Annotated in this window: 20 protein-coding genes; 12 read left to right on the plus strand and 8 right to left on the minus strand. The window is 65.4% G+C overall.

Features of this window, described 5'->3' with window-relative positions; translation table 11 throughout:
* Positions 1–15 precede the first annotated feature (15 nt).
* From ACOHWE_RS02295 to ACOHWE_RS02305, 3 genes are read right to left on the minus strand one after another with little or no spacing between them, the layout of a single operon-like run.
* Complete coding sequence (locus ACOHWE_RS02295) at positions 16–519, minus strand: CinA family protein (protein WP_420663801.1); 504 nt, start codon at positions 517–519, stop codon at positions 16–18.
* Entirely contained in the window at positions 516–1013 is a 498-nt protein-coding gene (locus ACOHWE_RS02300; protein ID WP_420663803.1) for a phosphatidylglycerophosphatase A family protein, read from the minus strand. The genes ACOHWE_RS02295 and ACOHWE_RS02300 overlap by 4 nt, the downstream gene beginning before the upstream one ends.
* Entirely contained in the window at positions 1010–2146 is a 1137-nt protein-coding gene (locus ACOHWE_RS02305; protein WP_420663804.1) for a bifunctional 2-C-methyl-D-erythritol 4-phosphate cytidylyltransferase/2-C-methyl-D-erythritol 2,4-cyclodiphosphate synthase, read from the minus strand. The genes ACOHWE_RS02300 and ACOHWE_RS02305 overlap by 4 nt, the downstream gene beginning before the upstream one ends.
* Positions 2147–2327: 181 nt before the next feature.
* On the opposite strand from ACOHWE_RS02305, the gene dusB reads away from it, so the two are divergent.
* The 5 genes from dusB (at position 2328) to ntrX (ending at position 9560) form a co-directional block, all read left to right on the plus strand.
* Positions 2328–3314, plus strand: coding sequence for a tRNA dihydrouridine synthase DusB (gene dusB / locus ACOHWE_RS02310; protein ID WP_420663806.1), 987 nt, complete (start codon positions 2328–2330; stop codon positions 3312–3314).
* The gene (locus ACOHWE_RS02315; RefSeq protein WP_420663807.1) at positions 3311–4390 is read left to right on the plus strand and encodes a two-component system sensor histidine kinase NtrB; all 1080 of its coding nucleotides are present in this window, start codon (positions 3311–3313) and stop codon (positions 4388–4390) included. Before dusB ends, ACOHWE_RS02315 begins: the two co-directional genes overlap by 4 nt.
* Positions 4391–4394: 4 nt before the next feature.
* Entirely contained in the window at positions 4395–5759 is a 1365-nt protein-coding gene (locus ACOHWE_RS02320) for a response regulator (RefSeq protein WP_420663808.1), read from the plus strand.
* A 100-nt stretch (positions 5760–5859) separates the two neighbouring features.
* Positions 5860–8145 carry a sensor histidine kinase NtrY-like gene (locus ACOHWE_RS02325; RefSeq protein ID WP_420663810.1) on the plus strand — a complete coding sequence of 762 codons (2286 nt, stop codon included), beginning with the start codon at positions 5860–5862 and terminating at the stop codon, positions 8143–8145.
* Complete coding sequence (gene ntrX, locus ACOHWE_RS02330) at positions 8142–9560, plus strand: nitrogen assimilation response regulator NtrX (RefSeq protein WP_420663811.1); 1419 nt, start codon at positions 8142–8144, stop codon at positions 9558–9560. Before ACOHWE_RS02325 ends, ntrX begins: the two co-directional genes overlap by 4 nt.
* 50 nt (positions 9561–9610) lie before the next feature.
* Here the strand turns inward: ntrX and ACOHWE_RS02335 are convergent, their stop codons facing one another.
* Positions 9611–10081: a hypothetical protein gene (locus tag ACOHWE_RS02335; RefSeq protein WP_420663813.1), complete on the minus strand. Its 471-nt coding sequence runs from the start codon at positions 10079–10081 to the stop codon at positions 9611–9613.
* A gap of 102 nt (positions 10082–10183) precedes the next feature.
* On the opposite strand from ACOHWE_RS02335, the gene trkA reads away from it, so the two are divergent.
* From trkA to hflX, 4 genes are all read left to right on the plus strand, one after another.
* Positions 10184–11560 (plus strand): Trk system potassium transporter TrkA, encoded by a 1377-nt coding sequence (trkA, locus tag ACOHWE_RS02340; protein WP_420663814.1) that lies wholly within the window; start codon positions 10184–10186, stop codon positions 11558–11560.
* A 1-nt stretch (position 11561) separates the two neighbouring features.
* Positions 11562–13097, plus strand: coding sequence for a TrkH family potassium uptake protein (locus ACOHWE_RS02345; protein ID WP_420663816.1), 1536 nt, complete (start codon positions 11562–11564; stop codon positions 13095–13097).
* Between the two features lie 125 nt (positions 13098–13222).
* Entirely contained in the window at positions 13223–13462 is a 240-nt protein-coding gene (gene hfq / locus ACOHWE_RS02350; protein ID WP_008204623.1) for an RNA chaperone Hfq, read from the plus strand.
* A complete protein-coding gene (gene hflX, locus ACOHWE_RS02355) occupies positions 13462–14733 on the plus strand; it encodes a GTPase HflX (protein WP_420663817.1) in 1272 nt (423 codons plus the stop codon). The genes hfq and hflX overlap by 1 nt, the downstream gene beginning before the upstream one ends.
* A 307-nt stretch (positions 14734–15040) precedes the next feature.
* Here hflX and ACOHWE_RS02360 read toward each other — a convergent pair whose 3' ends face one another.
* On the minus strand, positions 15041–17518 hold the full coding sequence (locus tag ACOHWE_RS02360) for a penicillin acylase family protein (protein ID WP_420663818.1): 2478 nt from the start codon (positions 17516–17518) through the stop codon (positions 15041–15043).
* A 115-nt stretch (positions 17519–17633) separates the two neighbouring features.
* Here ACOHWE_RS02360 and ACOHWE_RS02365 point away from each other — a divergent pair, with 115 nt between their 5' ends.
* On the plus strand, positions 17634–18506 hold the full coding sequence (locus tag ACOHWE_RS02365) for an NAD(P)-dependent oxidoreductase (protein WP_420663820.1): 873 nt from the start codon (positions 17634–17636) through the stop codon (positions 18504–18506).
* A gap of 113 nt (positions 18507–18619) precedes the next feature.
* Here ACOHWE_RS02365 and ACOHWE_RS02370 read toward each other — a convergent pair whose 3' ends face one another.
* A complete protein-coding gene (locus tag ACOHWE_RS02370) occupies positions 18620–19195 on the minus strand; it encodes a lipid-binding SYLF domain-containing protein (protein ID WP_420663821.1) in 576 nt (191 codons plus the stop codon).
* Between the two features lie 149 nt (positions 19196–19344).
* A complete protein-coding gene (hemB, locus tag ACOHWE_RS02375; protein ID WP_420663822.1) occupies positions 19345–20343 on the minus strand; it encodes a porphobilinogen synthase in 999 nt (332 codons plus the stop codon).
* 182 nt (positions 20344–20525) lie between these two features.
* Here hemB and ACOHWE_RS02380 point away from each other — a divergent pair, with 182 nt between their 5' ends.
* A complete protein-coding gene (locus tag ACOHWE_RS02380) occupies positions 20526–21047 on the plus strand; it encodes a component of SufBCD complex (protein WP_420663823.1) in 522 nt (173 codons plus the stop codon).
* Between the two features lie 43 nt (positions 21048–21090).
* On the plus strand, positions 21091–24546 hold the full coding sequence (mfd, locus tag ACOHWE_RS02385) for a transcription-repair coupling factor (protein ID WP_420663825.1): 3456 nt from the start codon (positions 21091–21093) through the stop codon (positions 24544–24546).
* A 56-nt stretch (positions 24547–24602) separates the two neighbouring features.
* On the opposite strand, the gene ACOHWE_RS02390 is transcribed toward mfd, so the two are convergent.
* Positions 24603–26279: a tetratricopeptide repeat protein gene (locus ACOHWE_RS02390; protein WP_420663826.1), complete on the minus strand. Its 1677-nt coding sequence runs from the start codon at positions 26277–26279 to the stop codon at positions 24603–24605.
* Positions 26280–26294: the final 15 nt, after the last annotated feature.

Consider the following 26294-nt stretch of genomic DNA (forward strand, 5'->3'; position numbering starts at 1 on the left):
TTTTTTGGGCCGGTATCAGGCCCCGGTGCTCAATTCGCGTTCGATTTGCGAAACCGCCTGCAAGATCAGCATCAGCGCGTGGTCGCGGGCAGCCGCGCGCACCTCGGCCCGTCCCGGCGCGCCGAACTCCACGGTTTCGGTCATCACATTGCGGCCTTTGCGGGCGAGGCCGAAGCAGACCCGGCCCACGGGCTTGAATTCCGACCCGCCCGGCCCGGCGATGCCGGTGACCGAGACCGCAAGGGTGGTGCCCGCGGCCTTGAGCGCACCTGCGGCCATCTCCGCCGCGGTTTCCTCGCTCACCGCGCCGGTGGCTTGCAGGGTCTCGGCCGTGACACCCAGCATCTGCATCTTGGCAGCATTGGAGTAGGTGATAAATCCGCGGTCGACCACGGCGGAGGAGCCCGCGATATCGGTAAGCGCGGCCGCGATCATGCCGCCGGTGCAGCTTTCGGCCGTGGCGATGGTGATGCCTGCAGCGGCGGCGCGCGCGATCAGCTCTTCCGCGACGCCGCTCACAGCCCCAGCACCCCGTGCGAGAGGCCCGCGAGCAGCACCACGCCGATGGCGGCGAGGATGCCTGCGATGATGTCGTCCATCATCACGCCAGTTGCGCCCTTCTGCCGGTCGGCCCAGCCGACGGGGCCGACTTTCCACATATCGAAGATGCGGAACAGCACGAAAGCGGCGATCCAGCCGGGCCAGAGTTCGGTGATCTCGATGCCCTTGGACCAGGCCGGGTAGGAGATCGCCCAGAGCGCCACGAACTGGCCCGCGACCTCGTCGATGACAAATTCCGAAGGGTCAAGGTCCTCCTTGCCGCGGGTCATCACCTCGGCGGCCCAGACTCCGGCGGCAAAACAGATGAGCGTCGCCGCAGCCAGGAGCAGGAAGCCGCCCAGCTGGTGCAGCCCGTAGGCCATCGGCAGCGCCGCGAGCGAGCCCCAGGTGCCCGGCGCCGGGCGCAGGTAGCCGACCCCGAAGACGGTGCCGATGAGCGTTGCGGCCCTCATGCCTTCACCAGCGCGGCGGTGGCAAGCGCGGCGATGCCTTCGCCGCGGCCGGTGAAGCCCAGCCGCTCTGATGTGGTTGCCTTGATCGACACGCGTGTTGCATCTATGCCAAGGATTCCGGCCATCACGGCGGTCATTTTTGCAGAATGCGGGGTAATCTTGGGGTATTCGCAGACCAGCGTGCAATCGACGTTGGAAATAGTGAAGCCGCGCTCGCGCACGAGGTTCGCGGCGTGGCGCAGGAAGATTTCGCTCGCAGCACCTTTCCACTGCGGATCGGAGGGCGGAAAGTGGCGGCCGATGTCGCCCTCGGCCAGCGCGCCATAAAGCGCATCGGTGACGGCGTGCATGCCGACGTCGGCGTCGGAATGGCCCTGCAACCCTTTTTCGTGGGCGATCTCCACCCCGCAGAGCGTGACGCTGCCGCCCGGTCCGAACCGGTGCACATCATAGCCATTGCCAAGCCTGATATCCATTTCTGCTCCCAGAATGCGTTCGGCCCGGGCGAAGTCCCCGGGCTGGGTAATCTTTATGTTGTCGGGCTCGCCCGGAACGATGGCGACGTCAAGCCCTGCGGCGCGGGCGGTCTCCACATCGTCCGCTGCGCCGCCGGGATGGGAGCGGTGCGCGGCGAGGATCGCGTCAAAGCGGAAGCCCTGCGGCGTCTGCGCCGCAAAGAGCCCGTTGCGGTCCTGCGTCCCGGTGACCTTTCTGTCGGCCCCGGTCCAGAGCGCGTCGGTAACGGCGAGCGCCGGCGCCGCTGCAAGATGTTCGTCCAAGGCGCTGATAACGCTGCGGATCAGACGCGGGCTCACGCAGGGGCGGGCGGCGTCATGGATCAGGACTTTGTCGATGCCTGCGCCTTCGAGTACTGCTAGCCCGTTCAGCACCGAGGCCGCGCGCTCAGGCCCGCCTTCTGCCGGGATCAGTCCGGGTCTTGCGGAGAACTCCTCCCAAGCCTGCGCGTCCTCCGCCGAGAGAACAAGAACAATGCGCTCCACACCCGCCTTTTCAAAGGCGTCCAGCGTCCAGTCGATCACCCGGCGGCCCTTCAGCGGGCGCCATTGCTTGGGCAGCCCGCCGCCGGCACGGGTGCCGCGGCCCGCGGCAACGATCAGGGCAGCTGTGGTCATGAAAACCTCTTGGAAATGCTGGCCATTGTTTAGGAGGTGGCGCAGGAAGAGGCAATCACCGGTGTCCGGCTGCTTAAAAATTAGGCAAATGCGGTTTGCCCCTGCCTTGCATTGCGCCGCTTCGTTGTAGCATAGCGGTGCCCTCGGATAGAAACCCTGCAGATGCACAAGGATTAGGCAATTGTCCTTCACGCTTGGAACCACCTCCATGACCCCGCCCATTGCGCTGGCGCCGATGGCCGGAATCACAGACCGCCCGTTCCGTGACCTGGTGCGCTCTTTCGGGGCGGGGCTGATGGTGAGCGAGATGGTGGCGAGCCAGGAGATGGTGCAGGCCAAGCCCGGCGTGCGCGAGCGGGCCGAGCTCAGCGCCGATGTGGAGAACACCGCGGTGCAGCTTGCGGGGCGCGAGGAGTACTGGATTGCCGAGGCCGCAAAGCAGGTCGCAGGGCAGGGCGCGCGGATCATCGACATCAACATGGGCTGCCCGGCCAAGAAGGTGACCAACGGCTATTCCGGCTCTGCGCTGTTGAAGACGCCGGACCACGCCCTGCGCCTGATAGAGGCGGTGGTGGGCGCGGTGGATGTGCCGGTGACGCTGAAAACCCGGCTGGGCTGGGATGATAACTGCCTCAATGCGCCGGACGTGGCGCGCCGCGCGGCGGAGGCCGGGGTGCAGATGGTGACCATTCATGGCCGCACCCGCTGCCAGTTCTACAAGGGCTCGGCCGACTGGGCCGCGATCCGGGCCGTGAAAGAGGCGGTCGATGTGCCGGTGCTCGCCAATGGAGATATCGTCGATACCGCCACCGCGCGGCAGGCGCTGGAACTGTCTGGCGCCGATGGCGTGATGATCGGCCGCGGCACCGGGGGCAAGCCTTGGCTCTTGGCGGAGGTGGCGCATCACCTCTGGGGCACCCCGATGCCGGAGATCCCGGAGGGCGATGCGCTGGTGGAAATGGTTTCAGGGCATTACGAGGCGATGTTGAGATTCTATGGCGCGGAACTCGGCTTGCGCGTCGCCCGCAAGCACCTGGGCTGGTACATGGATGAGGCGGGCACAGGGGCAGCATTGCGCCGGAGGGTTCTGACCGCGAAGCAGCCCGCCGAGGTGCTGGCGCTTCTGCCCGAGGCGCTGGCGCCCCAGCACGGGGAGGCCGCTGCATGAGCGACAGCGCCGCCCTCTGGGCCTCCCTGCCGGTGCCTGCCTTCCTGATCGACGCGCATGACCGCATTGCCGATGTGAACGGGCCCGGAGAGGGCTTCCTCAATGCTTCCCGCAAGGCGCTCATCGGCCAGCCGGTCTGGGACACGCTGGCGATCGACGCGCCGGTGGAGGAAGCCTTTGCCCGCGCCCGGGTGCAGGGCACGCCGCTGTTCGTGAACGATATCGACGTGGGCTCCGGCAGCCGCGCGCCCCTTCAATGCGCGGTGCAGGTAGCGCCGTTGCAGGGGCAGGACGGCGTGATGCTGATGATGGTGAGCCCGCGCGAGCTGGCTGGCCGGATGACGCAGACACATAGCGCCAAGTCCGCGGCTGCGTCAGCGATCGGCATGGCGGAGATGCTGGCGCATGAGATCAAGAATCCGCTGGCAGGCATCACCGGGGCGGCGCAGCTTCTGAGCATGAACCTGTCGCAAGACGACCTGGAGCTTACCGACCTCATCGTGAGCGAGAGCCGCCGGATCGTGAAGCTTCTGGAGCAGGTGGAGCAGTTCGGCAACCTCTCGGAGCCGGACTTCCAGCCGGTGAACCTGCACGACCTGCTGGACCGCGCGCGCCGCTCCGCGCTTCTGGGATTTGGCGCGCACATGCGCATCACCGAGGAATACGACCCATCGCTGCCGCTTGCCTGGGGCGATCAGGACCAGCTGCTGCAGGTGGTCCTGAACCTCCTGAAGAACGCTTCGGAAGCGGCTGGCAGGGACGGCGGGCATATTCACATCCGCACCTACTACGAGCACTCCTTCCGCCTGCGCCGCAGTGACGGTACCGGCAAGCTGCTGCCCTTGCAGATCGAGATCCGCGACGACGGGCCGGGGCTGCCGGAGGCGATTAGGGATGACATCTTCGACCCGTTTGTATCGGGCCGGGAAAACGGGACCGGGCTGGGGCTTGCTCTGGTGAGCAAGATCATCTCGGACCACAATGGCTGGATTTCGGTCAGTTCCGTTCCGGGCAAGACCGTGTTCCGGCTGTCGCTGTCGCGGGTTCCGCGCGGCCGCGGCCAGCAAGAGGACTGATGCCATGGACGGCACCGTACTGGTCGCTGACGACGACCGCACCATCCGCACTGTTTTGACCCAGGCGCTGACCCGCGCGGGCTGCAAGGTGCATGCCACTTCCTCGCTCACCACGCTGATGCGCTGGGTTGCGGAAGGAAAGGGCGACGTGGTTATCTCCGACGTGATGATGCCGGATGGGAACGGGCTGGAGATGCTGCCCAAGATCCAGGCGGACCGGCCCGGGCTGCCGGTGATCGTGATTTCGGCGCAGAATACCATCATGACGGCGATCAAGGCCGAGGCGGCTGAGGCCTACGACTACCTGCCGAAGCCCTTCGACCTGCCGGAGCTGATGAAGCGTACCGCCAAGGCGCTGGCAGAGAAGCGCACGGTCCAGGCAGCGCCCCGGTCCGATGCCCCGGAAGAAACCGAGGAACTGCCCCTGATCGGGCGCAGTGAGGTAATGCAGGCGCTTTACCGGCTGATCGCGCGGGTGATGAATACCGATCTGCCGATCCTGATCACCGGCGAGAGCGGCGCGGGCAAGTCGCTGATTGCACGTTCGATCCATGATTTCTCCGACCGGCGCACCATGCCCTTTGTGCATGCAGGGGCGGCGGGCCTGGCTGAGCTGGAAGGCCCCGCGCGGCTGCTCGCGCAGGCGCGCGGCGGCACCCTGATGTTCGACGAGCTCGCCGATTTGCCCGAAGAGGCGCAGGCGCGGCTGGTGCGGATGATGGACAGCCCTGGCGATCACGCGCCGCGCTTCATGGCGTCCAGCCAGCAGGACCTGGCGGCGGCGATGGAGGAGGGGCGGCTGCGCCAGGATCTCTACTACCGGATCTGCGGCACCGTGCTGCATGTGCCCCCGCTGCGCGACCGGGTGGAGGACATCCCGCTGCTGGCAGAGCATTTTCTGGTGCGCGCTGAGAACGAGGGCGCGCCGCACCGGACGTTGAGCCAGAAGGCGCGCGAGGCGCTGCGCCATTGCCGCTGGCCGGGCAACGTGCGCCAGCTGGAGAATCTGATCCGCCGGCTCGCATTCACCGCCCGGAACGAAGAGATCAGCGAGGAGGAAACCCTCACGGCGCTGGGCCCGCAGGCCGGGCCGGAGCCCGCGGCGGGGGTCACGAACGAGAAGCTCTCGGAATCGGTGCGCCGCCATCTGCAGCGTTATTTTGACTTGCATGGCGACCTGCTGCCGCCGCCCGGGCTCTACATGCGGCTCCTGCGCGAAGTGGAAACGCCGCTTATCGAAATCGCCCTTGCTGCAACCGGCGGAAACCAGGCGCGCTGCGCGGAGCTGCTCGGGATCAACCGGAATACCTTGCGTAAGAAGATCACCGATCTGGATATTGAGGTGACACGGCGCCGCAAACTGATGTAATCTCGCCACATAACAGTGGCCGAAACGCGATTTGCCGTGTGCTGGCCACGAGATATGGCGGTGACCCGGAAGTGGTCACACATCAGGATGAGGGCAGTCGGTGGCGCAGAAGTCACATCTCCGCTCGGCATACGGGCCATTCACAGCCTTGGACCGCTGGCGGAAGACCCGCAAGGCGCGCAACATCGGCACTCTGGGGCTGGTGCTGCTGGGGCCGTTGCTGACGCTGCTGACCTATCTGGTGATCGGTCCGCTGGGCCATGGTGCTTCCTCCAAACCGCTCCGGCTGATTCTGCTGGCGGACCTCGTCTACATCCTGTCGATCGCGGTGCTGGTGCTGACCCAGACCGTGCGGCTGTTTGCGGCGCGGCGGTCAAAATCGGCGGGCTCCCGGCTGCACCTGCGGCTGATCGGCGCCTTCGGCTTCCTGACGCTGGTGCCCACCGTGATCGTGGCGGTTTTTGCCGTACTCACCGTGAACGTGGGCCTGGAGGGCTGGTTCTCCCAGCGGGTGCGGCAGGTGATCGGCAGCTCGCTCGCCGCGGCGGAGGCATATCAGACGCAGCAGAAGGACGATCTGAGCGAAGACGCCCGGGCGCTCGCGCGCTACCTCGACAACAGCCGGTCGCGCAGCTTCTTCATCAACGACGCCGAACTGCGCCAGGTGCTGACTCAAGGCCAGCTGCAGATCCAGCGGGGTCTGCGCGAGGCTTATATCATCGACGGCGCGGGCGAGATCCGCGCCCGCGGCGAGCGGTCCTACGAGTTCGACTACGAGGAGCCCAGCCCGAGTCAGATCGGCGCCGCGCAAGCGCAGGGCTTTACCCTGATCGAGGATTGGGACAACAGCGAATTCCGCGCCCTGGTGCCGCTCGACGCCTTTGTGGACCGCTATCTTTACATCAGCCGCGACGTGGACGGCGAGCTTCTGAACCTCCTGGACGAAACCCAGGAGACGGCGCACCTTTACCAGCAGCTGGAAAGCGAGCGCGGCCGGGTGCTGTTTGAATTTGCACTGCTCTACCTCGGCTTTGCGGTGATCTTGATCCTCGCGGCTATGTGGCTCGGCATGTGGTTTGCCGAGCGGCTCTCGCGCCCCGTCGGGCGGCTCACCGTTGCGGCACAGCGTGTCGGGGCCGGCAATCTGGACGTGCAGGTGCCGGAAGAGGGCGACAGCGGCGACGAAATTGCTCAGTTGGGTCAGTATTTCAACCAGATGACCCGCGAGCTTAAGGCGCAGCACGGCCGCTTGATCGAGAACAACCGGCAGATCGAACGCCGCCGCCGCCTGTTCGACTCGGTGCTGTCTTCGGTGACCTCCGGGGTGGTCGGGCTTGATCCGGACGGGCGCATCGCCTTCGTCAACCGTTCGGCCGAACGGCTGCTGGACTGGCAGGAGGACCAGCAGTCGCTGGCACTGGCCGTTGCCGTGCCCGAGTTCGGCCCCTTATTCGATGAGCTCTCCGCGAGCGGCGCCGACGTGGTGCAGGAGGAGATCAAGGTGACCCGCCAGGGCCGCCTGGAGAACCTGCTGGTGCGGATGGCGCCGCGGCGCTCGGGGGAGGGGCGGCTGGAAGGTTATGTGGTGGCCTTCGACGATGTGACCGACCTGGTCAGCGCTCAGCGGATGGCGGCCTGGGGCGACGTCGCGCGGCGCATTGCGCATGAGATTAAGAACCCGCTCACCCCGATCCAGCTCAGCGCCGAGCGCATCAAGCGCAAGTTCGGCCCCAAGCTGGAAAACGAAAGCGATGCCGACCAGATGCGTTCGATGACCGATGTGATCGTGCGCCAGACCAACGACCTGCGCCGGATCGTGGACGAGTTCTCCAAGTTCGCCCGCATGCCGGAGCCGGAGCGGCGCGAAGAGGACCTTGCCCAGCTGGTGCGCGATGCGGTGATCCTGCAGCAGACCGGCCAGCCGGAAGTGAAAATCACCGCCGAGCTGCCAGAGGCGCAGATGCCCGCTGATCTGGACGCCACCATGATTGGCCAAGCGCTCACCAACCTTATCAAGAATGCTGGCGAAGCGATTGAAAGCCTGAAGAAAAAAGGCGCGCCAGAAGGGCATGCGCCGGAGATCCGTGTGACCGCCGGGCGCGCTGCCAATGGCTATGAAATCCGCATTGCCGACAATGGTATCGGCCTGCCCGAAGACCGGGCACGGCTGTTTGAGCCCTATGTGACGACCCGCGACGCGGGGACCGGGCTGGGGCTTCCGATCGTCAAGAAGATCATCGAAGAGCACGGGGGCACGCTCACGCTGGAAGATGCCCCAACCTTTGACGGGCAGGCGCACTTCGGTGCCATGGCCGTCATCCGCCTGCCCGCAGCAGCACGGGCCGGTGCGCACAACAAAGCGACAGTGAAAGCAGGTCTGACATGAGTGACATTCTGATTGTGGACGACGAGCGGGACATCCGCGAACTGATCTCCGACATTCTGGAAGATGAGGGTTATGCCACCCGGAAAGCGGGCAGCTCGGACGAATGCATGGCGCAGCTGGAGGAGGCGGCGCCGGCGCTGCTGATCCTCGATATCTGGCTGAAGGACAGCCAGATGGACGGCATCGACATCCTGAAGACGGTGAAGCGCGAAAGCCCGGAGATCCCGGTGGTGATCATTTCAGGCCACGGCAACATCGAGATCGCGGTAGCGGCGATCAAGCAGGGGGCCTATGATTTTATCGAGAAACCTTTCAACATCGATCAGCTGATGGTGGTGATCCGGCGCGCGATGGAAGCTTCGCAGCTGCGCCGCGAGAACACCGACCTGAAGCGCAAGGACAACGGCACGGCCGAAATGATCGGCGCCTCGGCAGCCTTCCGCACCCTCGCTGGCCAGCTTGACAAGGTGACCAAATCAAACGGCCGGGTGATGCTCACCGGCCCCGCGGGCAGCGGCAAGGAGATCGCAGCGCGCTACATCCACGCCAATTCGGCCCGCGCCGCGGCGCCCTTCGTCACCGTGAACTGCGCCAGCATTGAGCCCGAGCGCATGGAGGAAGTGCTGTTCGGCCGCGAAAGCCCCGAACGCGGGGTAGAGCAGGGCCTCCTGGAACAGGCGCATGGCGGCGTGGTGTTCTTCGACGAGGTCGCGGACATGCCGCTGGGCACTCAGTCCAAGATCTTGCGGGTGCTGGTCGACCAGCAGTTCCAGCGCGCGGGCGGTACCGAGAAGATCCGCGTTGACCTGCGGGTGATCTCCGCCACCAACAAGGATCTCGACGCCGAGATCGAGGCGGGCCGCTTCCGCCAGGAGCTGTTCCACCGGCTGAACGTGGTGCCGGTGGCGGTGCCCTCGCTCGCCGACCGGCGCGAGGATATCCCGCTCCTGGCCGGCCACTTCATCCGCCAGTTTAACGAGGCCCAGGGCCTGCCGCTGCGCGAGCTGACCGAGGAAGCGGTGGCGCTGATGCAGACAATGACCTGGCCAGGCAACGTGCGCCAGCTGAAGAATCTGGTGGAGCGGGTACTGATCCTTGGCGACGGCAGCGGCCCGATCGAGGCAAAGGATCTGCCGCGCGATGAGGAGAAGCCGCAGGGCGACGGTCGGGTTGTGCTGTCGGGGGCACTGGCAACGCTGCCCCTGCGCGAGGCACGGGAAGCGTTCGAGCGGGAATATCTGCTCACCCAGATCAACCGTTTTGGCGGCAACATCAGCCGTACCGCATCTTTTGTCGGGATGGAGCGCTCGGCGCTGCACCGCAAGCTGAAGTCGCTGGGAGTTGTGACCTCGAGCAAGGCGGGCGCTCGGGTGGCGCGGGTCGAGGCGGATGCGGAGGCGGCAGACGCGGTCTGAAACCGGCAAGCAAGGCCGCCGGGCCGGGACGTTCCCGGCCGACCGTCTGCCTACCCGCCGGTGGCAGTCCCCATCAGCGTGGTGCCGTCGCGGGTTCTCAGCGCGCAGTTGTCCGCGGTGAGCGGCGGCAGCGCGGGCCCGGCCGCGCGGGCCTGGCCCTGCGGGCAGCGTGCGAGACTTAGCTGCTGGTAGCCCTTGCCAGCCATGCAGGCGCGCTCCAGCCGCAGCCGCAGGGGTCGGTTCACGTCCACCGAGTAGTAGCTGCCTTCCACCCAGATGCTTGAGTGGTAGTGGCAATCGCCATGGTGGCAGAAGCGGCCGCCGGGGCGGTAGATGGGCGGGCGCTGGCGGATCTGGCTGGCGACCGGGGCCTGCTGCAGCGCTTGCGCCTGACAGGCCAGCTCATCCGCTTGCAGGCGCGCCACCATCGCGCCCTCCTTGTAGTAGACCGGCAGCGGCCCGCAGGCGGCGAGGCCCAGCATCGCCAGGGCAGCGGCAGATATCACGCGCATGTCGGGCATGGGCAAAGAATGCCTGCAAACTGAGGGCCTTACAATTAAATTGACCGTGATGGCCCCATCTGTCATTCAAACCGGGCAAAAAGGCGCCCAAAGGACAGGCTCATGAAGGTTATCATCTGCGGCGCGGGCCAGGTCGGCTGGCAGATTGCCCGCCACCTTTCCGGCGAGCACAATGATGTCACCGTGGTCGACAACAACCCCGACCTGGTGCGCCGCGCCACCGATACACTGGACGTGCAAGGGGTTGCGGGCTTTGCCTCCTACCCGGACGTGCTGGAGCGGGCGGGCGCGCGCGATGCCGACATGATCATTGCCGCCACCCATTCCGACGAGGTCAACATGGTGACCTGCCAGGTGGCGCATTCGGTGTTTTCAGTGCAGCGAAAGATCGCGCGGCTGCGGGCCAAGAGCTACCTGACTGCGATCTACTCCGACCTTTACCGCCGCGAGCACCTGCCCATCGACGTGGTGATCAGCCCCGAGCGCGAGGTTGCCGCGGCCGCGATGCTGCGGCTGTCGGCGCCGGCCGCCTTTGACATCGAAACCTTCATGGGCGGCAAGGCGCAGCTTCTGGGGATCCAGATCGACGAGCAGTGCCCGGTGGTGAACACGCCGCTGCGGCAGCTGACCGACCTGTTCTCCACCCTGCGCGCCATTGTCGTGGGCGTGCGCCGGGAGGGCACGCTGTTTGCGCCGGAGCCGGGCGATCAGCTGTTTGTGGGCGACAGCTGCTATGTCTTTGCCCATGCCGAGGACGTGACCCGCACGGTGGAGGTTTTCGGCAAGACCGAGAAACGCCAGGATCGCGTGGTGGTGGTGGGCGGCGGCAATGTCGGGCTGGAGGTCGCGAAGGCGCTGGAGGCGCGCACCAGCCGCATCCGCGCCAAGGTGATCGAGCGCGACCGCAAGAGCGCCGAGCGCGCCGCCGAGGAGCTGGAGCGCACCATCGTGCTGAACGGCGACGGTTTGGACCGGGCGCTGATGATCGAGGCGGGGATCGAAAAGGCCGACGCCATGCTGGCGGTCACAGATGACGACCGCACCAACATGCTCGCTGCGGTGCGCGCCAAGGCCGAGGGCTGCCCTTTTGCCATTGCGCTGATCAACGATCCGACACTGGTGGCGCTGCTGCCGCATCTCGGCATCGACGCCTACATCAACCCGCGCTCCACCACGGTGAGCTCCATCCTGCGCCATATCCGGTATGGCCGGGTGCGGCAGGTCTACTCGCTGGGCGACGCCGAGGCGGAGATGATCGAAGCCGAGGTGCTGTCTACCTCGCCGATCGCGGGCCAGATGATCCGCGAGACTGATTTTCCCGAAGGCGTGCTGGTTGGCGGTGTTCTGAAAAACGGCGAGATGCTGCGCCCCACCGGGCAAACGCGGATCGAGGAGGGTGATGTGATCGCGCTCTTTGCCATGGCCGACGATGTGCCCGAGGTGGAGCGCCTGCTGCAGGTCTCGATCGATTACTTCTGACATGGCACGCAAGGTCAAAGCCTCCTACGGCATCCTGCGGCTGCCCTTATTCCTGCTTCTCTGGGGCGCCGCCTCTCTGGCGATGTGGGTGCCCGCCACCCATGCGCTGGTGCAGGACGACCACCACGCCGCGCAGAGCTTCTTCTTCGCCGGCCTCGGCGGGCTGGTGCTGGTGGGGCTGACCGGCCTCTCGCTTGGAAATCGTGTCCCGCGCTACGGTATGCCAGGGCAGCTGCTGTCGCTCCTCGCGGCCTTTGCGGTGCTGCCGCTGTTTCTTGCGGTGCCGGTGTACGAGGCGATGGTGAACACCCGGTTCCTGAATGCCTATTTTGACATGGTGAGCGCTATCACCACCACCGGCGCGGATGTGTTCAACGACCCCGCCCGCCTGTCGCCCAGCGTGCACCTGTGGCGGGCGATGGTGGGCTGGATGGGCGGCCTGCTGATGTGGATCGCCGCCTCCGCGGTGCTGGCGCCGATGTCGCTGGGCGGCTTTGAGGTCACCGCAAAGGGGGTGCCGGGTGGCGGCACGGGCCTGCCCGCTGAGATGCAGAAGGCGGATCCGCGCCGGCAGCTGGTGCTGGTGTTCCGGACCCTGGCGCCGGTCTACTGCGGGCTGACGCTGGTGCTGTGGCTCCTCCTGATGATGACGGGCGAGCGGGCGCTGGCAGGGCTGGGCCACGCGATGTCAGTCATGGCGACCTCGGGAATTTCCGCCACCGGCGGGGTGCAGAACGCCGCAAGCGGCATCCCGGGCGAGATGGTGATGTTCCTGTTCATGTTCTTCGCGCTGTCACGGCTCACCTTCTCCAGCGATACCGTGACCTCCGGACATGGCCGCCTGGACCGCGACCCGGAGTTCCGCACCGGGGTGCTGATCATCCTCAGCGTGCCCGTCGTCCTATTCCTGCGCCATTGGGTTGCCGCCTTCGAGGTCGCGGCCACCGCGGACCCCCTTCAGGCGCTGGCGGCATTTTGGGGGGCGCTGTTCACGGTGATGTCTTTCTTGTCGACCACCGGCTTCGAAAGTTCGGAATGGGCCGCGGCGCAAGAATGGTCCGGGCTGCAGACGCCCGGCATGATCCTTCTGGGGCTTGCGGTCTTTGGCGGCGGTGTGGCCACCACGGCGGGCGGCGTGAAGCTGCTCAGGGTCTATGCGCTCTACCTCAATGGGCTGCGCGAATTGGAGCGGCTGGTGCATCCGCATTCGGTGAGCGGCGAGGGCGACCGCGCCCGCCGCCTGCAGAAGAACGGCGCCTATGTGGCGTGGGTCTTCTTTATGCTGTTTGCGCTGTCGCTTGCCGTCATCAGCATTGCGCTGGCGGCGGTGGGCACCAATTTCGAGCAGTCGATGATCCTCGCTATCGCGGCGCTGTCCACCACCGGGCCCCTGACCGAGGCCGCAGCCAGCGCACCGATCGTGCTCAATCAGCTCACCGATCCGGCCAAGCTGATCCTCTGCGTCGCGATGGTCGTCGGGCGGCTGGAGACGCTGGCCTTCATCGCGCTCCTGTCGCCCAACCTGTGGCGCAGCTGATCGGGCGGATGCCGCTTCTTCGCAATGTTTTTCGGGTGGAATCTGGTTTCAAGTGCGTCCATACTCAAAGGAATCCGGCGCGCTCGCGCATCGCGCGCAGCAAGAAAAAAGGCGAGATAACAAAAATGGCTTCGGACAGACAGAATCTTCAGGATGCCTTCCTGAATCACGTTCGCAAAACCAAGGTTCCAGTCACAATTTTTCTGATCAACGGGGTCAAGCTGCAGGGTGTGATCACCTGGTTCGACAATTTCTGCGTGCTGCTGCGCCGCGACGGACAGTCGCAGCTGGTCTACAAGCATGCGATTTCGACCATCATGCCGGCCCAGCCGATCAGCCTTTATGAAGGTGAAGACGCCTCTTGATGGAGCATGACAGGAAGCAGACCCGGGCCTGGGTTCTGCATCCGGAAATCAAATCGGACAGCGACCGGCGCGACCCCGGCTTCGCGCTTGAAGAGGCCGTGGCCCTGGCCGCGGCCCTGCCGGATCTGGAGGTCGCGGGCTCGAACGTGGTGCGCTTGCCCAAGGCCCATCCCGGCATGCTGTTCGGCTCGGGCAAGATCGAAGAGCTAAGCAATATCTTCAAGGCCGAAGAGGTCGAGCTGGTGCTGATCGACGGGCCGGTTTCGCCGGTGCAGCAGCGCAACCTGGAGAAGGCCTGGAAGGTCAAGATCCTCGACCGGACCGGGCTGATCCTGGAGATCTTCTCGGACCGCGCGGCCACCCGTGAAGGCGTGCTGCAGGTCGAGATGGCGGCGCTCAGCTACCAGCGCACCCGGCTGGTGCGGGCCTGGACCCACCTGGAGCGCCAGCGCGGCGGTCTTGGCTTTGTCGGCGGCCCCGGCGAAACCCAGATCGAGGCCGACCGGCGGGCCATCGACGACCAGCTGGTGCGCCTGCGCCGCCAGCTCGACAAGGTGGTGAAGACCCGCGCGCTGCACCGTGCGTCGCGCGCTAAGGTCCCGTACCCGATTGTCGCGCTGGTGGGTTATACCAACGCCGGCAAGTCGACCCTGTTCAACCGGCTCACCGGGGCCGAGGTAGTGGCCAAGGACATGCTCTTCGCCACGCTCGACCCGACCATGCGCCGGGTTGAGCTGCCGGACGGGCCGGAGATCATTCTCTCCGACACGGTGGGCTTTATCTCGGACCTGCCGACCGAACTGGTCGCCGCCTTCCGCGCCACGCTGGAGGAGGTGCTGGCCGCCGATGTGGTGCTGCACGTGCGCGACATCAGCCACCCGCAAACCCGCGAGCAAGCCGCCGATGTGGAAGCGATCCTTGCCTCGCTCGGGGTGGAGGAGGAGCGCGCCCGGATCGAGGTCTGGAACAAGCTGGACCTGTTGCCGGAGGAAGAGGCCGCCGCCCGCCGCGACCGCGCCGAGCGGGAGGAAGGCATCCACGCGATCTCGGCTCTCACAGGTGAGGGGCTCGATGCGCTTCTGGCCGACGTGGCGGAGAAACTGCAAGGCGTGCGCCACGAAGAGGTGCTGAGTCTCGCGTTTTCGCAAGGCAAGCAGCGCGCCTGGCTGTTCCAGCAGGACCTGGTGCAGAGCGAAACCCAGACCGAGGATGGCTTCGAACTCACTGTGCTCTGGACCGAACGGCAGAAGGCGCAGTACAGGAAGCTGTGAACGCTGCACCATTCGGCTCGTGAAATAAGAAAGCCCTCCGTTTATGGAGGGTTTTTTTGTTCGGGCGCGCACGGTTTCGGAGCCTTGATGGTTGCTTTCTATGTTATCAGGGAAAGGAGATAAGCCGCGCATTGCCGGCGCGCGCGGGGGCGATCCGGACGGGTATGGCTGGCAGTTTATGTAGGCCAAGTCCGTAGAACCCATCAAGGGAGTCCCGATCCTCAGCCAAATCGCCGCCGCGTGGGCGCGCGCCGGCGATGCGCGGCGGCCTGCGGCCTTGTTCCGCGCTTTGTGTCGCTGCGACGGCTCAATCCCGCGGGCTGATCCGTGTCACCCCCACGGCTGCGGCGCGGGCCAGTTCTTCGTCGAGCGACATCGGGATATATTCGCCGCGCCGCCAGAGCTGGGCCATGTCGTCGTAATGGCGGGACAGGAAGTGGCCGGACTGGCCGGTCGACAGGATGAAGACCGAGCTGTCGGGATCGGCGAAGTCGTAGACCCCGCGGTAGCCCGCCGCGTGCACGTTCTGGAACGGCGCCGGGTCCTTGCCCGAACTGAGGCCGCGCTGAAGCGTATTGTCGCCGCCGCTGGTGGACTGGCGGATGTTCACGAAAAAGCGCAGAAGCGGCACTTCGCCCAGCACCGGGTGGTCGTGTGTGGCCTCATGCGCGTCGCCCCAGCGCAGTGATTCCAAGGTGCCGCCATGGTGCTCGGAGATCCAGATCAGCGCATCGTCGAGTGCCAGCCGGGCCATCTCGGCGCAGGTCTCGACCGGCGTGCTCTGGCGCACGTCGCACCAGGCGGAGGCGCCATCGACGTCCCGGTAGACGCGCTCGATAAACAGCGGCTCGACATGGGTGAATTCCTTCGCGAGCGGCCCCAGCTCATCCGTGATCAGCCGGCTTTGCAAGGCGCGCAGCCAGGCCGCGTAGATCAGCGGCTCCGGCAGATGCTCGTTCATCTCGCCATTCCACTCCGACAGCAGGGTGAGCGCCTTCTGCCGCCGCCGTTCGGGCGTGCCCTCGGGCGCGGCCTCGCCGGTGAACCAGAGGTCGGCGCCGATCAGCGGCAGGAGCGCACGGGCGGTAAAGGACACGGTGTCGAGCTGCGCCTCGATAAAGCTGTCGCGGGTATGCACTTCGCGGTCCTGCATCAGCTTTTTCCAGCGGTGAATGCGCTGGGTGTCGCCCCAGTCATAGGAGACGTGATCGGGGAAGGGCCGGTCCAGCAGCTTATTGTTGGTATTGCCGAGGATGCCCCCGGCAGGGCTCATGAACTCCGGGTTTTCCTCATATGGCGCGCGGCCCTGCCAACGGTTTTCTTGGCGCCAGCCCTGGCTCGGCATCCTGCCTTTGCTGTTGTGGCGGGCGTCGCGCTGGGGGAAAGCGCCGACCGTCTTCATCGCGATGGTGGTGCGGTCTGCAAGGGTGAGGTTTTGCGAGGGTGCAATGAAGTCCTCTCCGGCAGCGATGGCTTCTTGCACCGTTGCACTGCGCATCAGATTCAGCGCCGCGGTCATCGAAGTGTCATCGGGGCTGAGCGCAGTCCAGCCTAGCGCCACCACATGGCCGGGCGGAGTAATGGTCGAGAGGTTGAACAATGAGCCGGGCAGCACCGGGCCGTTGCGGGTCCAGCGCAGGGTGAGGGTGACGGGTGCTGCGCCCTTGATTTCGATAATAGAAGGACGGGAAATGAAATCCTCCCAGCCGTCTTCGGTTTTGTACTGCTTGGGGTTTTCCGGATTCAGCTGTTCGATGAACAGGTCCATGTCGTCCAAATAGGAGGAGGTGACGCCCCAGCCGAGTCTTTCTGAGCGGCCGGTAATCACCGCGGGAATACCGGGGATGGTGCCGCCGATCACCCCGCCGGTGCCGAGTTCCAGCCGCGCCAGATACCAGATCGCGGGTGCGCTGAGGCCGAGGTGCGGGTCGTTGGCCAGAAGCGTGCCGCCCGCAGCGGAGCGGTCCGGTGCGGCGGCCCAGGCGTTAGAGGCCCCGCCGAGCCCGCGGGGGGCAAGCGGGAACAGCAGGCTGTTATCTTCGACCGGTGCGGCGCCGGCAACCTGCGTGATGCCGGGAACCAGGCTGGCGTATTCCGGCAGCGCCGCGACACCTTCGCCCGGTGCATCGGGCAGGATATCCCTGAGCCGGGCCTCATCCTCCAGCGCGAGGGAAACACGGGCACGCAGGATCTCCCCGTGCATGTGGCCGGAGAGCTGCAGCGCCATCAGCTTCATCACCGCGATGCTGTCGGCGGGCTGCCAGGGGGCGACAGGCATGTTGAACAGGAACATTTCCGGCGCGCCCCGTCCAAGCGCATCTTCGTTGATCTCGGTCAGGCGGGCGTTCACTCCTGCGGCATAAGCCTTGAGCGCGGCGAGCGTCTCGGGCGACTGGTCCTCCACCGATTGCTGCGCCAGCCGGTAGAGCCCGAGGCGGCGCAGGAAGACGTCGGTCTCCACCGTGCGGGGCCCGAAGATCTCCGACAGGCGGCCTTGGGCGGTGCGGCGCAGGACCGCCATCTGCCACAGCCGGTCCTGGGCGTGGGCATAGCCGAGGCCAAAGTAGACATCCTCGTCACTGGCGCCGTAGCTGCCGAAGACGTGCGGCACATTGGCATTGTCGCGCACGATCTCCAGCGGCGCCGCGGGGCCGGGCAGGGCGATTTCCTTGTCATACCCGGGCAGTGATTGCGCGGCGAGGAAATAGGCCAGCGCAAGCGCCAGAACCGAAAGCAGGGTAAGCCCTGCGGCGATGCGCAGGAGCCAGCGGAAAAGACGTCCCATCAGCGGCAGAAGTCCTCAGGTAATGGTTGCGGTCCGTTGCAGGGTGATTGCGCCCGGCGGCGCGGCTGCTAGGGTTGGCCGCAACATATGCGAAGACGGAACAGGGGAAAAGCAAATGGCGAAACTGGCGTTTCTGGGGCTGGGGGTGATGGGCTATCCGATGGCCGGGCATCTCGCGGCGGCGGGCCATGAGGTCACCGTCTACAACCGCACTGAATCCAAGGCGCGCAAATGGGTCGGGGAGCACAAGGGCGGCTTTGCGGCAACGCCGCGGGCAGCAGCCTCGGGTGTGGAGATAGTGATGGCCTGTGTCGGCAATGACGATGATTTGCGCGCGGTCTGCCTTGGCCCGGACGGGGCCTTTGCCGGCATGGCAAGGGGCAGTATATTCGTCGATCACACCACGGTGTCGGCCAAGGTTACACGCGAGCTTTATGCGGCGGCCGCAGAGCGCGGAATCGCTTTTGTCGACGCGCCGGTCTCGGGCGGCCAGGCGGGGGCGGAAAATGGTGTTCTGTCCGTGATGTGCGGCGGCGATGAGGAAGCCTTTGAAGCGGTGTCGCCCGTGATCGATGCCTATGCCAAAATTTGCCGCCGCCTCGGCGGGAGCGGCGCCGGGCAGCTGGCCAAGATGTGCAACCAGATTGCAATTGCAGGCCTTGTGCAGGGGCTGAGCGAAGCGCTGCATTTCGGTGAGAAGGCGGGTCTGGACGGGCGCGCGGTGGTCGAGGTGATCAGCCAGGGCGCGGCGGGCAGCTGGCAGATGGTGAACCGGCACGAATCCATGCTGGATGACCAGTTTGAACACGGTTTCGCAGTCGATTGGATGCGCAAGGATCTTGGCATCTGCCTGGCGGCGGCGGATGAGGCCGGCGCCAGCCTGCCGGTCACTGCGCTGGTTGATCAGTTTTATAAGGACGTGCAGCGCATGGGCGGCGGGCGCTGGGATACTTCATCCCTGATCAAGCGGCTCCGCGACCTTGGTTAAGGTGCGCCGGATAACGTTCTGAAAGAAATGGCCTTTCCTTCGGGAAAGGCCATGCTTCCGGCAGGGATGTTTTGGCCGAGAGGAAACGAGGACGCGCCTGCTTCCGTCCGCCGTCAGGGGATGATGCGGGTGTATTTGGTGCCTTCCAGCGTGGCGCCGACCCGGAGGCCGGCCTGGCCGAAGACTACTGCCAGCACCGGCGAGGTGAGCGTGTTGGTGTCGGCGGTAAGTGCATTGCCTTCGTCGCGCACCACATACTCTACGTCGGCGCCAGCCGCCCAGCCGGAGGACCGGCGGAAACCCGCGAGTGCGTCCTCTGTCATGAAGAACAGCACGTGGGCATATTGCTGGGCACCGATTTGCAGCCCTGCGTTGCCCTTCACCGTGGAGTAATAGTCCACGGTCACGCCATTGATGCGCAGCGCGCCGCGGCCGTAGGCGCCGCCGAAGACAAAGCCTGCTTCGGTCACCAGCGGCATCACCAGCATGGCAGTGGCTTTTTCAGCCAGCGTCACGGTATTGGGGTAGCGGCTGTACATCTGGTTCAGAGTGGCATCGACCCGGGCGTCGATGGTGGCGGCGTTGTTGTTGCCTACGCCATTGCCGCAGGCGGCGGTGACGCCGGCACCGGCCAGCGCGCCAAGCGCAAAGCTGCGCCGGGTCAAACGGGAAGAGGAAATTCTGCTCATGTCTCAGGGGCCTGTAATGAGTTGCGGACGGGGCCGGTTTGCTCCGGCTCTGGCGGTGGTATACGCGGAAAACCGCTGCCTGTCATCCGCCGTGACGGGCGCGCGGCGGCTTCCCGCTGAAAAACCCTTGCGTCTGTGCAAAGTCGGCTTCAGCCGTTCAGCAGTCGCGCCGCCTCCGGTGCAAAGTAGCTGAGCACGCCGTTGCAGCCCGCCCGTTTGAAGGCCATCAAGCTTTCCATCATCACCTTTTCGCCATCAATCCAGCCGTTCTGCGCCGCGGCCTGGATCATCGCGTATTCGCCCGAGACCTGGTAGGCATAGGTCGGCACGCCGAAGCTGGACTTCACCCGGTGGCAGATGTCGAGATAGGCGATGCCGGGCTTCACCATGACCATGTCCGCGCCCTCCATCAGGTCGCGCTCAATCAGCCGCAGCGCCTCGTCGCTGTTTCCGGGGTCCATTTGGTAGGTCTTCTTATCGCCCTTGAGAGCGCCGGAGGCGCCTACCGCATCGCGGAACGGGCCGTAGTAGGCGGAGGCATATTTGGCGGAGTAGGACAGGATCGCAACGTTGTGGTGGCCCGCTTGCTCCAGCGCCCGGCGCATCGCGCCGATACGGCCGTCCATCATGTCGGAAGGGCCGATGATGTCAGCGCCGGCCTCGGCCTGGGCGAGGGTCATCTTGACCAGCGCTTCCACCGTGGCGTCGTTGACGATCTCGCCCTCCACCACATAGCCATCATGTCCATTGATGTTGTAGGGATCCAGAGCCACGTCGGTCATCACCGCAAGACCGGGCGCGGCGGCTTTGATCGCGCGGATCGCGCGGTTGGTGAGGTTTTCGGGGTTCCAGGCCTCGGCGCAGTCTTCCGTCTTGAGGCTCGGGTCAGTGTAGGGAAACAGGCAGACCGCCGGGATGCCGAGTGCCTGGGCCTGCAGCGCGGCCTCGACGGCCTTGTCGACCGAGCGGCGCAGCACGCCGGGCATCGAAGTGATGGGCTCCTCCACACCGTCGCCTGCGCGGATGAACATTGGCCATATCAGATCGCCCGGGGTGAGCGCGGTCTCCCGCACGAGATCGCGGATCGCGGCGCTGCTGCGGGTACGGCGCAGGCGGGCGGCGGGAAAGGGGGCTACGGTGGGCTTCATGGCGTACTCTCGTTTTTGCTTGCCCTTGGGTGGCACGGAAGGGGCGGCAAGAACAAGAGCCACATTCGCCGCGTTTGGCAAGCCGCAGGTTTTGCGGGCTTGCCTGCGCCGCGCGTGCAGTTGATATAGGAGCCTCAGGCAAGATCGGGCCGAAGGGCCGGCAGCGGAAGGATGGGGCTCGGGTGGATCTGTTTAACATTCTTTATGAACTGATTGACCTGCGGTCCTTTTCCAACCTTTGGTACTGGATATCGCTGGCGGTGATGTGGTCTTCGGCCAGCCATTGGGTGCTGGGGGTGCCGTTTGACATGGTTTACCGCGCGCGCCGCAATGGCGGGCAGGCGGCGCAGGACTTGGAGGACATCGTCCGGATCAACGTGAACCGGCTCCTGTATGTGGCCGAGGTTTCCGGCCCCTGGCTGCTGGCGCTCGGCTGCTTTGTTCTCACCATGCTGGGGCTTCTGGGGTTTCTTTACCTGGTGGAGTTTGCCCAGGCGGTGTTTCTGCTTATGTTCCCGATGGCAGTGGTGAGCCTGATCAGCCTCGCCACCGCGCGCCGCATCGCGCAGGAACAGGCGACGGGTGAGGCGCTTCGGCGGCGGTTGGCAACCTGCCGGCTCATCATTCAGTTCGTAGGGCTGGTGTCGATCTTCGTCACCGCGCTGTGGGGCATGTATCAGAATCTGACCATCGGGGTCTTTTGAGGGACCCGGCGTTGCGCCGGGGACAAGTCGGGAAAGGGCAGGCATGGCACGGCAGGCAATCACCATGGGCGGCGCGCCGGAGGGTTATGATGCGCGGCTGATCCTGAAGGAAGTGAAGAAATCCGGCGGCCCCGTCCTGCATGTGGCGCGCGACGACAAGCGGATGGAGGCGATGCGCGCGGCGCTGGCCTTCTTTGCTCCCGATATGCCGGTCTTCATATTTCCGGGCTGGGACTGCCTGCCGTATGACCGGGTATCGCCGAACGCCGATATCTCGGCCGCGCGGATGGCCACGCTGGCGGCGCTTGTGCACCAGATGCCGGAGCACTTTGTGCTGCTCACCACGCTCAACGCTGCCAGCCAGCGGGTGCCTGCGCGCGAGGTGCTGCGCGAGGCCGCTTTCACGGCGCGGGTGGATCATCGGGTGGATGAGGATGCCCTCCGCAAGTTCCTGGTGCGCATGGGGTTCACCCAGAGCCCGACGGTGATGGAGCCGGGCGATTACGCGATCCGCGGCGGCATTATCGACATCTTCCCGCCGGGCGAAAGCGGCCCGGTGCGGCTGGATCTGTTCGGTGACGTTCTGGACGGCGCCCGCAGGTTCGATCCGGCCACCCAGCGCACTACGGAAAAGCTGGAGATGGTGGAACTGGCACCGGTTAGCGAAGTGATCCTGGATGAGGCGGCGATTACCCGTTTCCGGCAGAACTACCGCATAGAGTTCGGTGCTGCGGGCACCGATGACCCGCTGTACGAGGCAGTGAGCGCGGGGCGCAAGCACCAGGGCATCGAGCATTGGCTGCCTTTCTTCCACGAAAAGCTTGAGACGCTGTTTGATTACCTGCCGGAGGCGACGGTCACGCTCGACGATCAGGTAACCCCGGCGCGGCTCGCGCGGTGGGAGACGATTGCAGACCAGTACGAGACTCGCAAGCAGGCAATGACCCAGAAGGGGCGGATGGGCACCGTCTACAAGCCCGCGCCGCCGGGTCTGCTGTATCTTGACGATACCGCATGGGAGCAGGCCACCGCGGCGCACCGGATGGTGCAGTTCCATCCGCTGCCGCAGGCCTCCGGCCCCGGAGTCGTGGATGCGGGCGGCCGCATCGGGCGCAATTTCGCGCCCGAGCGTCAGCAGGAAAACATCAGCCTTTTCGGAGCTTTGGCCGAGCATCTGAAAGCGAGGATGCAGGAGGGCCCGGTGCTCATCGCCTCCTATTCCGAGGGCGCGCGCGAGCGTCTCACGGGCCTCATCGAGGACGAGGGCCTGGCGGAAGCGATCCCGGTGCGCGACGGCACCCGCATCGGCAAGTCCGGCCTGCACCTTGCGGTCTGGGCGCTGGAGCACGGGTTCGAGGCGCCGGATATGACGGTGATTTCGGAGCAGGACGTGCTGGGCGACCGGCTGATCCGCGCGCCGAAGAAGCGCCGCAAGGCGGAGAACTTCCTGACCGAGGCGCAATCGCTCTCGCCCGGCGATCTGGTCGTGCATGTGGATCACGGCATCGGCCGCTACCAGGGGCTGGAGGTGGTCACCGCCGCCGGCGCCGCGCATGAGTGCCTGCTTCTGGAATATGCTGAAGAGACAAAGCTTTACCTGCCGGTCGAAAACATCGAGCTACTGTCGAAATACGGCCACGAGGAAGGGCTCCTGGACAAGCTTGGCGGCGGCGCCTGGCAGGCCAAGAAGGCCAAGCTGAAAGAGCGCATCCGCGAGATGGCCGACCGGCTGATCCGCATCGCCGCCGAGCGCGCCTTGCGCAAGGCGCCGGTGATGGATCCGCCGCCGCACGCCTGGGAGGAGTTTTCGGCCCGCTTCCCCTATCAGGAGACCGACGACCAGCTCCGCGCGATCGAGGACGTGATGGCGGATCTGCATTCGGGCCAGCCGATGGACCGGCTGGTCTGCGGCGATGTCGGCTTCGGAAAGACGGAGGTGGCGATGCGGGCGGCCTTCGTGGCCGCCATGTCCGGCCTTCAGGTTGCGGTGGTGGCGCCGACCACGCTGCTGGCCCGCCAGCACGCCGCCTCTTTTAAGGCGCGGTTCAGGGGCTTTCCCCTGGAAGTCAGGCAGTTGTCGCGCTTTGTGTCTTCCAAGGAAGCGAGCCAGACCCGCGAGGGCCTCGCCAAGGGAACAGTCGACATCGTGATCGGCACCCATGCCCTTCTGGCCAAGAACGTCCGGTTCCAGAACCTCGGCCTGCTGGTTATCGACGAGGAGCAGCACTTCGGCGTCGGCCACAAGGAACGGCTGAAACAGCTCCGCTCCGACATTCATGTGCTTACGCTCACGGCGACGCCTATCCCGCGTACTTTGCAGCTTAGCCTCACCGGCGTGCGGGATCTCTCGATCATTGGCACGCCGCCGGTGGACCGTCTTGCCATCCGAACCTATGTCAGCGAGTTCGACCCCGTCACCGTGCGCGAGGCGCTGTTGCGCGAGCATTACCGCGGCGGGCAGAGCTTTTACGTGGTGCCCCGCATTACCGACTTGCCGGAGATCGAGGAGTTCCTCAAAGAGCAGCTTCCGGAGCTCACTTATGTAATCGCGCACGGGCAGATGGCGGCGGGAGAGCTGGATGACCGGATGAATGCCTTCTACGACGGCAAGTTCGACATCCTGCTCGCAACGACCATCGTGGAATCCGGGCTCGACATTCCGACCGCGAACACGATGGTGGTGCACCGCGCCGACATGTTCGGCCTCGCCCAGCTCTACCAGATCCGCGGCCGGGTGGGCCGCTCGAAAACCCGGGCCTATGCCTACCTCACCACCAAGCCGCGCCAGCGCCTGACCGCCACTGCGGAGAAGCGGCTGCGGGTGCTCGGTTCGCTCGACACTTTGGGTGCGGGGTTCACGCTGGCCAGCCAGGACCTCGATATCCGCGGTGCAGGCAATCTTTTGGGCGAGGAGCAGTCGGGGCAGATGCGCGACGTGGGCTACGAGCTTTACCAGTCGATGCTGGAGGAGGCGATTGCCAAGATTCGCACGGGCGAGATGGAGGGTCTGTCGGACGCCGACGAGCAATGGGCGCCGCAGATCAACCTTGGCGTGCCGGTGCTGATCCCCGAGGACTATGTTCCGGATCTCGACGTGCGCCTGGGGCTTTACCGGCGATTGTCCTCGCTCACCACCAAGGTGGAGCTGGAAGGCTTTGCCGCGGAGCTGATCGACCGCTTCGGCAAACTGCCGAAGGAGGTGAACACGCTGCTCCTGGTGGTGCGGATCAAGGCAATGTGCAAGCGCGCAGGCATCGCCAAGCTCGACGGCGGGCCCAAGGGTGCGACGATCCAGTTCCACAACGACAAGTTCGCATCGCCCCAGGGGCTGGTGGAGTTCATCAAGGCGCAGGACGGGCTGGCCAAGGTGAAGGACAACAAGATCGTGGTGCGCCGGGACTGGAAGAAGGACAGCGACAAGATCAAAGGCGCCTTCGCCATTGCCCGCGACCTCGCCGAGAAAGTGGTGGCGGAGAAGAAGAAAAAGGCCAGGACCTGACCCAGGCGCCAGGGAAATTGGGATTCTTCTGGTAAATTCCCTTGCAGGAAATTTGCTCAGCCGCAGCAGCCGTCAGGGACCATCGCGGCCTGAGCGCAGAAACAGGAGGCGCCGACCGCGCGGTCGGCGCGCGCCAGCGCCAGGTCCAGTTTCTGTTGTATGTGTTTGATCTCAACGTGTTTTCCGCGGGCTTTCAGGCAGTCGTGCAGCCCCTTGAGACTCCAGACGTTGCCCGGGTGGATTGAGGCACGCGGCAGCGTGCTGTCGAGGCCGAGATCGGCGCGGTAGACGGCTTCGGCTTCTTTCGAACGTCCCTGTTCGAACAGCAGTGCGCCGAGCGCGTGGCGGGCGGGCTGCATCCAGCCCCAGGGCTCGTCATAGGGGAGGCTGTCGTCAAGCTCCGCCGAGCGGCGCAGGTGGTCAAAAGCCGTGTCAAAGTTGCCCTTGCGGTATTCAATCTCCCCGCGCAGCATTTCTGCAGCAATTTCAAGAAGGTCCACCACGCGGTTGTTGTGCAGCAGGCGGCTTTCCGGCACCCGTGCCATCGCCTCGAGGAAGCGCGCTTCCTCGGCCTCAGCCTCTGCGACCCGGCCGGTGGCGGCAAAGGCGATGGCGCGGGCATAATGCGTGTTTGCGGAGAGCGTGCGGTACAGGTCCGTGTCGGCGGGCAGCTCCAGTGCCATTGCCTCCTCCCAGCGCCCGAAGCGCACGAGAATATGCGGCAGCATCGCAAGATAGCTTTCGAAATAGTCCGCCATCGGCGGGCTTTCGATACGCAGCATGGCCTCGGGCGTGGTTTCCCACATGGCCTTATTGGCGCGCAGGGCCGGTTCGATCTGGCCAAGGAACAGCGCGCCGTAGATCACAAAGTGGTAGTTGTGCAGGCGGTAGCCGGTGTAGATGTTGAAAGCGCTTTCGCGGGCGTAATACTTGAGGTCGGCCTCCACCGCCTTCTGGTTCCAGTGCACGACGCCGTGGTAGTCACCGCAAAGCACATCGATATGGGTCGGCATATGCACCAGGTGGCCCGCGTCCGGCACCAGCGTGCGCAGCACGTCGGCGGCCTTCAGCGCCTTTTCGGGGGTGGGCGACATCTCCATCAGGTGGACGTAGAGGTGCAATATGCCGGGATGCTGCATGGCGCCGGGAGCGGCCTGCATGGCGTCCTCCAGCACATTCCGAGCTTCCAGAGTGGCCGCGCCTTCCGCCGGGGTGCCGCGCTTCAGGTCCCACATCTGCCAGGGGGTGAGGTTCAGGAGGCTTTCGGCATAGACGGTGCGCAAGTCCAGATGGTCCGGGCAGGCGGCGAAAGCAGCGCGCATCGCATCGGCAAAGGCGTGATCCCAGCCGTGCATGTCCGCGGCCGGCGTGCGCTGCGGATAGCGGGCGGTGAGCGCACGGATCAGCTGAATCTCGGCCTCCGTGCAGCCGTCCTCCAGGCAGGCGAGTGCGGCTTGCGTTGCGTCATAAGCGACCGCGAGCGCGTCCGCGCGGCCCTTGTCGTCGCGCAACGCCCAAGGGAGGTTGTAGTTCGGCCCGGCGGCATAGGCTATGCCCCAATGCGCCATGGCACAGCGCGGATCGTGCGCCAAGGCGCGGCGGAAGCAGGCGATGGCCTCGTCGTGGTTATAGCCGTAGGTCCAGATCAGGCCGCGATCGAACCAGAATTGCGTATCGGGTGAGGTGGTGGTCACAGGGCAGGTGTAGCTGCCGAGGTTGTAGCCGTACCGCATGAAAAAACCTCCCCA

Origin of the sequence: Cribrihabitans neustonicus, assembly GCF_048820895.1 — a bacterium.
GTDB lineage: Bacteria > Pseudomonadota > Alphaproteobacteria > Rhodobacterales > Rhodobacteraceae > Cribrihabitans_A > Cribrihabitans_A neustonicus.